The organism is Methylomonas koyamae (assembly GCF_001644025.1).
Taxonomy (GTDB): Bacteria; Pseudomonadota; Gammaproteobacteria; order Methylococcales; family Methylomonadaceae; genus Methylomonas; species Methylomonas koyamae_A.
The window spans coordinates 1-9,795 of the sequence record NZ_LUUK01000123.1 but is presented as its reverse complement, the minus strand read 5'-3'; the positions used below and the strand labels follow the sequence as shown (position 1 = coordinate 9,795).

11 protein-coding genes are annotated in these 9,795 nt (G+C 53.8%); 9 read left to right on the top strand and 2 right to left on the bottom strand.

Annotated elements, in window-relative coordinates; all coding sequences use genetic code 11:
• The first annotated feature begins 375 nt into the window (after positions 1–375).
• The 9 genes from A1355_RS09285 to A1355_RS09245 all read left to right on the top strand — a co-directional run bounded on the left by A1355_RS09285 (position 376) and on the right by A1355_RS09245 (position 8,854).
• A complete protein-coding gene (locus tag A1355_RS09285) occupies positions 376–858 on the top strand; it encodes an MSMEG_0572/Sll0783 family nitrogen starvation response protein (protein WP_064027283.1) in 483 nt (160 codons plus the stop codon).
• 77 nt (positions 859–935) lie between these two features.
• Positions 936–1,925 (top strand): Nit6803 family nitrilase, encoded by a 990-nt coding sequence (locus tag A1355_RS09280; RefSeq protein ID WP_231883616.1) that lies wholly within the window; start codon positions 936–938, stop codon positions 1,923–1,925.
• Entirely contained in the window at positions 1,903–3,015 is a 1,113-nt protein-coding gene (locus tag A1355_RS09275; RefSeq protein ID WP_064027280.1) for an MSMEG_0568 family radical SAM protein, read from the top strand. Before A1355_RS09280 ends, A1355_RS09275 begins: the two co-directional genes overlap by 23 nt.
• Position 3,016: 1 nt before the next feature.
• The gene (locus tag A1355_RS09270) at positions 3,017–3,559 is read left to right on the top strand and encodes an MSMEG_0567/Sll0786 family nitrogen starvation N-acetyltransferase (protein ID WP_064027278.1); all 543 of its coding nucleotides are present in this window, start codon (positions 3,017–3,019) and stop codon (positions 3,557–3,559) included.
• Positions 3,556–4,524, top strand: coding sequence for a sll0787 family AIR synthase-like protein (locus A1355_RS09265; RefSeq protein WP_064027276.1), 969 nt, complete (start codon positions 3,556–3,558; stop codon positions 4,522–4,524). Before A1355_RS09270 ends, A1355_RS09265 begins: the two co-directional genes overlap by 4 nt.
• A 2-nt stretch (positions 4,525–4,526) precedes the next feature.
• The gene (locus A1355_RS09260) at positions 4,527–5,702 is read left to right on the top strand and encodes an MSMEG_0565 family glycosyltransferase (RefSeq protein WP_064027274.1); all 1,176 of its coding nucleotides are present in this window, start codon (positions 4,527–4,529) and stop codon (positions 5,700–5,702) included.
• Positions 5,695–5,982 (top strand): MSMEG_0570 family nitrogen starvation response protein, encoded by a 288-nt coding sequence (locus tag A1355_RS09255; RefSeq protein WP_026601104.1) that lies wholly within the window; start codon positions 5,695–5,697, stop codon positions 5,980–5,982. Before A1355_RS09260 ends, A1355_RS09255 begins: the two co-directional genes overlap by 8 nt.
• A gap of 55 nt (positions 5,983–6,037) precedes the next feature.
• Complete coding sequence (locus A1355_RS09250) at positions 6,038–7,309, top strand: MSMEG_0569 family flavin-dependent oxidoreductase (protein ID WP_064027271.1); 1,272 nt, start codon at positions 6,038–6,040, stop codon at positions 7,307–7,309.
• A gap of 114 nt (positions 7,310–7,423) precedes the next feature.
• On the top strand, positions 7,424–8,854 hold the full coding sequence (locus tag A1355_RS09245) for a PLP-dependent aminotransferase family protein (RefSeq protein ID WP_064027285.1): 1,431 nt from the start codon (positions 7,424–7,426) through the stop codon (positions 8,852–8,854).
• 145 nt (positions 8,855–8,999) lie between these two features.
• Here A1355_RS09245 and A1355_RS09240 read toward each other — a convergent pair whose 3' ends face one another.
• Entirely contained in the window at positions 9,000–9,293 is a 294-nt protein-coding gene (locus A1355_RS09240) for an addiction module antidote protein (protein WP_026603654.1), read from the bottom strand.
• A 9-nt stretch (positions 9,294–9,302) separates the two neighbouring features.
• Entirely contained in the window at positions 9,303–9,593 is a 291-nt protein-coding gene (locus A1355_RS09235) for a type II toxin-antitoxin system RelE/ParE family toxin (protein WP_064027269.1), read from the bottom strand.
• Between the last annotated feature and the right edge of the window lie 202 nt (positions 9,594–9,795).

The window sequence follows — 9,795 nt, the reverse complement described above, 5'->3', positions numbered from 1 at the left end:
TATTCGCGCTATTCATCCCCGCACTAAACGGCGGGGTTTTCCGCGCAATTCGATAAAAGGAATCAGCCCTTCAATTTTCCTATATTTTTTGTAAACAACATCGGTAATAAGCCTGCAGGAACTTATTGGTAGGTTCAACAGCTATGCCGATCAGACACCAATTTAACCATAACAGTTATGTATTTTTTCAAGCCATACAGATCACTTTTCGCTAAATCTGTACTTAATATTTAAGCAATAAACTGAATCTGTTTGGCTTTTTCCTGGGTTAGTAAAGTATTCACCGTCGATCAGGTAACGGTTGACGACCAGAATACCACCCTGCATCCCTCCCTCCGATGCGGGACATTTTTTACTAACATTCAGGAGAATTTCATGCCCGCAGTCACCGCACCGGCCCATCAAAAAGGCGATTGTTTTGTCGATTTCGAAGAAAAAGTATTTGAAGATGTCAAAGCAGAACCAGGGCAGAAAGCTTTGGTCAAATTCCACACCGTCGCATTTGAAGGCTCGATAGGTTTTGTCAATCTGTTGCAAGCGACCCGCTTACAACGCAAAGGCTTCGAAACCTCCATTCTGCTGTATGGTCCGGGTGTCACCTTAGGTCTGCAACGCGGCTTTCCGCGTTTGGGCGACGAATCCTTCCCCGGTCATCAAAACTACGCCAATCAAATTGCCAAATTCATCGAAGAAGGCGGCAAAGTCTATGCCTGCCGCTTTGCCTTACAAGCCTTGTACGGCCATGGCGAACCCAGCTTGTTGCCGGGTATTAGGCCGATCAGCCCATTAGACGTGTTAGACATAGTGTTGATCCATCAGCGCGACAACGCTTTCATTATGGATACTTGGACGCTGTAAATCCTCCAGCCATCTGTGCTCGCCCGAACCTAGGTTCGGGCTTTTTTTGACTCGCAGCAGGAGATTTTGTTTTGACTATGTCTACTATCGTCAGAGCCGCCGCCGTCCAGATCGCGCCAGTGTTCGAATCCGCCACCGCTACTTGCGACAAGGTGTGCCAGGCCATCAGCGACGCCGCCGCGAAAGGCGCACAAATCGTGGTATTCCCAGAAACCTTTGTGCCGTATTACCCCTATTTTTCTTTCGTACTGCCGCCGGTCGCCCAGGGCCGTGAGCATTTGAAGCTTTACGATTTCGCACCGACGGTGCCGGGACCTATCACCGACGCGGTCGCGGCGCAAGCCAAGGCGCACGGCATTGTGGTGGTGTTGGGGATTAACGAGCGTGACCACGGCAGTTTGTACAACACGCAATTGATATTCGACGAAACTGGTCGTCTGGCGTTGAAACGCCGCAAGATTACGCCGACTTATCACGAGCGCATGATTTGGGGTCAAGGTGATGCATCCGGCTTAAAGGTCGTAGAAACCGGCATAGGGCGCATCGGTGCTTTGGCCTGCTGGGAGCATTACAACCCACTGGCGCGCTACGCGTTGATGGCCCAGCACGAACAAATCCATTGCAGCCAATTTCCCGGCTCATTGGTTGGGCCGATTTTTGCCGAACAAATTGAAGTCACGATCCGCCACCATGCCTTGGAATCCGGTTGCTTTGTAGTTAACGCCACCGGTTGGCTCAGTGACGAACAAATTGACGCGGTGACCACTGATCCTGGCCTGCAAAAAGCCCTGCGCGGCGGTTGCTGCACGGCCATCATCTCGCCGGAAGGTCAGCATGTGGTCGAACCCTTGCGCGAAGGCGAAGGCATGCTGATCGCCGATCTGGATATAAATTTAATCAGCAAACGTAAACGGATGATGGATTCGGTCGGCCATTACGCCCGGCCTGAGCTGCTTAGTTTGCGCATAGCCGACAGGCCGGCAGTACCGATGTTCAGCGACCTACCAGCTGTTTCGTCTCAACCCACTCAAGAGAGCGACCGCGATGACGCTATCAGCACACACTAAAGTCGGCGTGGCAGAGCTGATCGCCGATTTGCAATCCTTAGGCTTACGCCTGGAAGACAGTGAAGTCGGCGTAACTGGCCGTCGCGGCGGTGCCGGTCCTTCCGATCATAAAGCCGTTAGTTTGGCAGGCCGAACCGTGATGATACCGATTGCTACCGTTTCGGCTTGCGAGTCGCCGTTCGTCGCCAGCCGGCCGGACATACACGGCATCAGCGAGATTCGTCGCGATGGCGTAGTAGTCAGCCATATTGAATTTCCCCACCAGCCACGTTTTTACGATTTGCAGACTGCCGATGGCATCCCTTATTCGCAGATTGCCACGCTGCATTCGTCCGATGTATTGGCGACCACGCTACTGCAATCCTGCATCCGTTATGGCAACCGTAAAACCTCCTGCCAGTTTTGCGCCATCGGCGAATCACTGGCAGCGGGCAAGACCATTTTACGTAAAACGCCGGAACAACTGGCGGAAGTCGCGAAAGCAGCGGTGGAACTGGATCAGGTCAAACACATGGTCATGACCACCGGCACGCCGAATCTAACCGATAGAGGCGCGGCGCTGCTTTGCGAAAGCGCTGCAGCCGTTAAGGAGGTAGTCGATCTACCCATTCAAGGCCAATGCGAGCCGCCGGATGACGACATCTGGTTCGAACGGATGAAGGCTGCTGGCATAGACAGCCTAGGCATGCATCTGGAAGCGGTCACGTCAGAAGTGCGCGCCCGTATCATGCCCGGCAAGGCCAGCGTGCCGATGGCGCGTTACATGGATGCCTTCGACGCTGCGGTCGCGGTGTTCGGTCGCGGTCAGGTCAGCACTTATATCCTGGCTGGTTTGGGAGATACGCCGGAAGCGATTTTGTCGGTCTCCGAGCAGTTGATAGCGAAAGGCGTTTACCCCTTTGTCGTGCCGTTCGTACCCATTACCGGCACGCCCTTGGCAAACTATCCGGCGCCGACACCGGCCTTCATGGCGCAAATCCTGCCGCCATTGGGTGCGATGCTGAAGCAAGCAAATCTGCTATCCCAAGACATGAAAGCCGGCTGCGCCAAATGCGGTGCCTGCTCGGCGCTGGCCAGTTATGAGGTGTGAGATGTGGACCGATAACTTTAAACCGTTTTTTGCCAACGCCTACCTGATCAAATTCGTCACAGAGGATTGGGAGCGTAAACAAATGTTGGCGCTACGTCAGGCAGTGTTCTGTGAGGAACAAGGTATCTTTGCCGGCGACGATCTGGACGACATTGACAACATCGCCACACCCATCGTCGCCATCGCCTGCGTGGCCGGTTTACCGGATCGAGTAGTGGGCACCGTGCGTATTCATCAGGAAAAACCCGGCGTTTGGTGGGGCTCGAGGTTGGCGGTGGATCAAGGCTATCGTAAACAAGGCAGTCTCGGCGCGGCGTTGATCAAACTGGCCGTCACTTCAGCGCATTCCCAAGGCTGCACCAGCTTTCTGGCGCAGGTGCAAAGTCGAAACCAATTGCTGTTCCGCCGCCTGCACTGGAAATCCCTAGAGGAAATCTCCGCGCATGGGCGGGCGCATTATCTGATGCAAGCGGACCTAGCTTGGTATCCGCCTTATGCCGACGGCGCCATCGGTTTTGTTACCACGACTCGGATGGCGGCATGACCTGGCTGGCTGACTTGACGCTCAGAATCCGCCAGGGTGCAGGGCTGGGGCATAAGCGCGATATTGCTCGTGTCATGCAGCATTTACCTATGCATGCCGGCTCGGAGATTGTCGTAGGCGACGACTGCGCCGCCATTCCCGATGCTGACAGCTATCTATTACTGGCCTGCGAAGGCTATCTGAATGACTTCGTCGCCAGCCAACCCTGGTTTGCCGGCTATTGCGGGGTAATGGTCAATGTCAGTGACATTTATGCAATGGGCGGTCGGCCTATCGCCGTCGTCGATGCCATCTGGAGCAACGGCGAAAACCAAGTCAAACCGATTCTGGAGGGGCTGACAACCGCTGCGCAAGTCTACGGCGTGCCAGTGGTCGGCGGGCATACCAATTTGAGAAACGATGCTCCGCAATTCTCGGTAGCCATCCTCGGTCGCGCCAAACGGCTATTGAGCAGCTTTGCCGCCAAACCTGAGCAAATTCTGTTAGCGGCTATTGATTTACGCGGCCATTTCCGGGAACCGTACCTCTGGTGGGACGCCAGTACCGGCGCGCCGCCCGAACGTCTGCGCCAGGATTTAGAGCTTTTGCCAACACTGGCTGAAACTGAATTGTGCGCGTCGACTAAGGACATCAGTAATGCCGGCGTGATCGGCACACTGCTGATGTTATTTGAATGCTCAGATGTGGGTGGCGTGATCGACATCAACGCCATTCCCCGCCCCAGCCATATCGATCTGGAAAGATGGTTGTGCTGTTTTCCCAGCTACGGCTTCGTGCTGAGTGTTGATGCGCATAATAGTGCAGGGGTGATCGAACTGTTTAAGCAGCGCGGCATCGCTTGCGCGGCAATCGGCAAAACTGACGATAGCCGCCGGTTAAGGTTGAAAGCTGGCGACGACGAACAACTTCTGTGGGATTTAAACAGCGAAGCTTTGATCGGCTGTGGCCCAAAACGGCAGGGCTAGCCATGCAAAGACTACGCATTGCCATGCTGACTCATTCTGTTAACCCGCGCGGCGGTGTGGTACACGCCATGCAATTGGCGGAGGCCTTGCAGGATTTGGGGCACGACGTGACTTTGATCGCCGCAGCGGAACCCGGCAAAGATTTCTTCCGTTCCGCACGTTGCCAGACATTCCTGATACCGCTACCCACATTGAGCGATGATTTTGTTACCAGTGTCGGCCAGCGCATTCAGGCTTATATCGATTACTTCGGCCAGTCCACGACCGAGACATTCGATATTTACCACGCCCAGGATGCCATCAGCGGTTGCGCGATGGCCCGACTTTCTGAACGCGGCATTGTCGATGGTTTCATCCGCACCGTGCATCATTTGGATCAGTTCGACGATAGTTCGTTGGCAGCGTGGCAAAACCGCTCCTTCCTCGCCGCGCAACAAGTCTTGTGCGTCAGCCGTGATTGGCAGGACAAATTGCACAAGCAGCATCGCATTGCCGCTGTGCAAGTCAATAACGGTGTCGATATGCAACGCTATTCGCCCACGCCGCAAGCCAATGATGAAACACTGCGCCAGTCGTTAGGTTTGACGCGCGGCGGCCCGATTTTTCTGGCGGTCGGCGGTATCGAGGCGCGCAAAAACACTTTACGCATCTTCGCGGCTTTTCACGAAGTTTTGCAACAACGCCCGAACGCCCAGTTGATCATCGTCGGCGGTGCCAGTTTGTTAAATCATGATGTGTATCGCCAGCGCTTCAATGCTGCTGTTGCCGAAAGCGGGCTGCAGGAGGGTCCCGGCCAATCATTGATCATCACCGGCCCATTGCCCGATGCCGACATGCCGAGTGTGCTCCGTCTGGCTGATGCACTGGTGTTTCCATCATTGACCGAAGGCTTTGGTCTGGTGGTGCTGGAAGCCATTGTTTCCGGCACGCCGGCCATTGTTTCGCTAAGGCCGCCGTTTACCGATTATTTGCAAGATCAGGACTGTATCTGGACTGATCCGGAAGACAGCGCGGCGATAGCAATCGCGATGCTTAGAGCTGTCGAAGATTTCCCCACGGATAGCCTGTCAACTATCGCTAAGCGTTTAAGCGAGGCATTTTCCTGGGCGCAATCAGCCGACATCCATCTTGAAATTTACCGTTCATTCATCAACGCCCAAGGAACTAAACATGCCTGAAATGCGCTTCCGCGTCCGCTGGCCGGACCAGACTGAAAGCCTGTGTTATTCGCCATCATTGGTGATCAAGGATTATTTCCAACCCGGACAGACTTATCCCTTGCCGGAATTCGTCAAGCACAGCCGCGAAGCCTTGGAAATAGCCAGTGAGCGGGTGCGGCAGAAATATGGCTACACCTGCTCCAGTGCGATGAGCCAACTAGCGGAAATCGAAGCCAAGGCCAGCCAGTTTTTGGGAAGTGAAAATCCCCAGGTCAGCGTGACCGAGTTCATCGAATAGACCAATACAGCACACCCACTCAACGCGAATAGCAAAAAACCAAAACGAGGACGTCATGAAACAAAAATCAGAAAATACCCGCCTGCACTATGACACGATTATCGTTGGCGGCGGCCAGGCCGGTTTGTCCGTCAGTTATAAGCTGCAACAACACGGTATCAACCACATCATCTTCGAGAAAAACCGCATCGGCCATGCCTGGCGTAACGACCGCTGGGACAGTTTTTGTTTGGTCACCCCAAACTGGCAATGCCAATTGCCGGACTTTCCTTATCAGGGCGATGATCCGCAAGGCTTTATGCTGAAAGATGAAATCGTCGCTTATGTTGAAGCTTTTGCCAAAAAAGTGAATCCGCCCATCATGGAAGGTGTAGCGGTAAATCGAGTATGGCGGGGTGAGCAAGGCCAATTACATGTCAGCACCTCGGCGGGCGAGTTTTCCGCAGACCATGTGGTGGTGGCAACCGGCGGCTACGATATTCCTATCGTGCCTGACTATGCGCACAGTCTGCCCAAGCACATCACCCAGATTCATTCGATCAATTACCGCAATCCAGCGCAACTGCCGGCAGGTGAAGTGCTAGTGGTCGGCAGCGGCCAATCCGGCGTGCAGTTGATGGAAGACTTGCATCTGGCCGGTCGCAAGGTGCATCTTGCCGTTGGTAGCGCCCCGCGTTCGCCGCGCATGTATCGCGGCCGCGAAACCACGGAATGGTTGTTTGACCTAGGCTTTTATCAATTGACCATCGACCGCCATCCCTTGGGCGACGAAGCCAAGCATAAAACCAATCATTACTTGACCGGGCGCAGCGGCGGTCACGAAATTGACTTACGGAAATTTGCCTTGGAAGGCGTAAAACTGTACGGCAGCATCGCCAATATCAACGGTAGCAACTTGGAGTTTTTACCGGATTTGACCAAAAACCTGGACGATGCCGACGAAATCTACGTCAATATCCGCAACGATATTGACCGCTACATTGCCGAACACAACATCGATGCGCCGGTCGAGCCGCCTTTTCGCAAAGTCTGGGAACCCGAGTTTGATCCTACCCGCATTGATGCCGATGCCGAAAACATCACCAGCGTAATCTGGGCGATTGGTTTTAGACCGAACTATCGCTGGATAGAACTGCCGGCCTTCGATGGCCGCAGCTTCCCGCAATACGATCGCGGCGTCAGCAACGTGGAGGGTTTGTATTTTATCGGTTTGCCCTGGTTGCATACTTGGGGTTCCGGACGGTTCCTGGGGATTGCCGATGATGCAGACTATTTGGCAGGTATTATTCAGAGCAAATTGGCGGTTAAGGATGCGGTTGAGCTTTAATCGCTAGTGATCGGTATGGTCAGGCAAGCGCACAGTTGCCTCTAATGGCGCTTCCTGATCGAAGCAATACAAGCAATGCCCGGCGCAAATACATGGATCAACCTGGATGAAAACATGAAACACTTGTACGAAACCGTCGCCGATACGGTGATTGCGCATATCGAGCAGGGTGTTTACAAACCAGGCGAAAAACTGCCCGGCGTCAGGAAGCTGAGTCAGCAACTGAATGTCAGCATCTCAACGGCACTGGAAGCCTATCGCCTGTTGGAAGACAGCGGTAGGATTCAGGCGCGCTTGCGATCCGGCTACTATGTCAGCGGCTTTCGCCGACAGGCTGTTGTAGAACCGGAAGTATTTGATGCCCCCCTTACCCCGGCTAAGATCACCGGTCAATCGCTGACCCGACAAATTCTGCGTGCGGTCAAAGACCCTTACCAGATCAACCTGGGTTCGTCGGTGCCACATGCTGATTTTTTACCCACCCATGCCTTGCAACAGGCTACCGGCAAGGTGGCGCGCTCTTTCGGTAAGCGTTGTTTCGACGCCGACGAATTGCTGGGTAATCAGGAACTGCGCCGGCAGATCGCCAAGCGCATGGTGGAATTGCAATGCGCCGACAGCCCCGACGACATTGTCATTACTCACGGCGCCCGCGAGGCAGTCAGCTTGGCGTTGATGGCCGTTTGCGAACCGGGCGATTTGATCGCCATCGAATCGCCGACTTTTTATGGTTTGTTGCAAGTCATCGAATCCTGCGGCATGGAGGCGCTGGAAATCCCCACCCATCCGCGCGATGGCCTGTCGCTGGATGCTTTGCAAATGGCTATCGAGCAATGGCCGATCAAAGCCTGTTTGATCGTCTCCAATTACAACAATCCACTCGGTTCCTGCATGAGCGACGCACGCAAGCAAGCCTTGGTGGCTTTGCTGGAAAAACATCAGATCCCATTGGTCGAAGACGACGTCTACGGCGATTTGGGCTTTGGCTTGCGGCGGCCATCGGTCTGCAAGGCCTGGAGCCGGAACGGTCAGGTTTTGTATTGCAATTCCTTCGCCAAAACCCTGTCGCCTGGAATGCGCGTGGGTTGGCTGGTGCCGGGCCTCTACATGGCGCGAGTGGAAAACCTGAAATACATGAAACACCAGGCCGTGCCGACCCTGAACCAACTGATAGTCGCGCACATGTTGGAGCAAGGTGGTTACGACCGCTATCTACGGCAGGTGCGTCAGGAATATGCCCGCAACGTGGCATTGACCATAAAGGCCGTCAGCCTGTTATTCCCCGAAGGTACCAGAGTGACCCAGCCCGAGGGCGGCTTTGCCTTGTGGGTGGAACTGCCCGTCGGTGTTGATGCCATGGAGCTACATCGCCGCGCCAGCTTGGAGAATATCATTATCGCGCCCGGCCCCTTGTTCTCGGCCACGCAAAAGAAATATGGCAATTTCATCCGTTTGAGTTGCGCGGTGCCGTGGAATGACAGAGTAGAAAAAGCCTTAAAAAAGCTTGGCGATATTGCCCAGGATTTGTTGGCAGAAAATCGCTAATGACTGCTGTTGCTTTGGTAACGTACATTCAATTACAACATCTATCTGACCGCTTTTGGCCGGGTGTTGTCCGTCAGTTTGCTTAAGAAAGCCTGCAAGCGAATTAAAGTAGCCGCTAACGTACGTTTTCGTACCGCTGAATTTATCAGGCCGGGTCGGCATGCAGATGAATGCCTAGTGCCTTTGTTACCTTGAGAATCGTATCGAAACTAGGGATATGCTCGCCGTCCAGGGATCGATACAGGCTTTCGCGGGAAAGTCCGGTCTCTTTGGCAATCTGCGACATGCCACGCGCACGGGCAATATCGCCAAGCGCTTTGGCTATGAAGGCCGCATCGCCGTCGGCTTCCTCGATGCAGGCATCCAGATAGGCCGCCATTTCTTCGGTGGTTCTCAAGTGCTCCGCTACATCGTAGCGACTGATGATAGTTTTTGTCATTGCGTTATCCTACAGGTTACGGGCAAGACCTTGGGCGGCTTTAACATCGGCATCCTGAGTGCTTTTATCGCCACCGGCCAATAAAATGATGATTTCGTTGCCGCGTCGAGTGAAATACACCCGATACCCGGGGCCATAGTCGATGCGCATTTCTGATACACCTTCGCCTACCGACTTCACGTCACCCGGATTGCCGGCAGCTAGACGTTCGACCCTGGCCAAAACTCGTGCACGAGCACGAATGTCACGAAGATTGTCCAGCCATCGGGCATAAACATCGGTTTTCTTTATATCGACCATGCTTTAAGTGTAGCCTATAGGCTACGTTTGTCAATAGACTGACTACGGGCCAAACGTAAGGGATCGTGTTGAAATGGATAATAACAGGGTGGATTATGTGCCAGATAATATGGTGGAAATTGCATGCTAGCCTATTAGATATTGCTAATTTTTACCTTTTCGAGGGGATGGGCAAAAATAGCCATCTAATGGCAGAATTAGC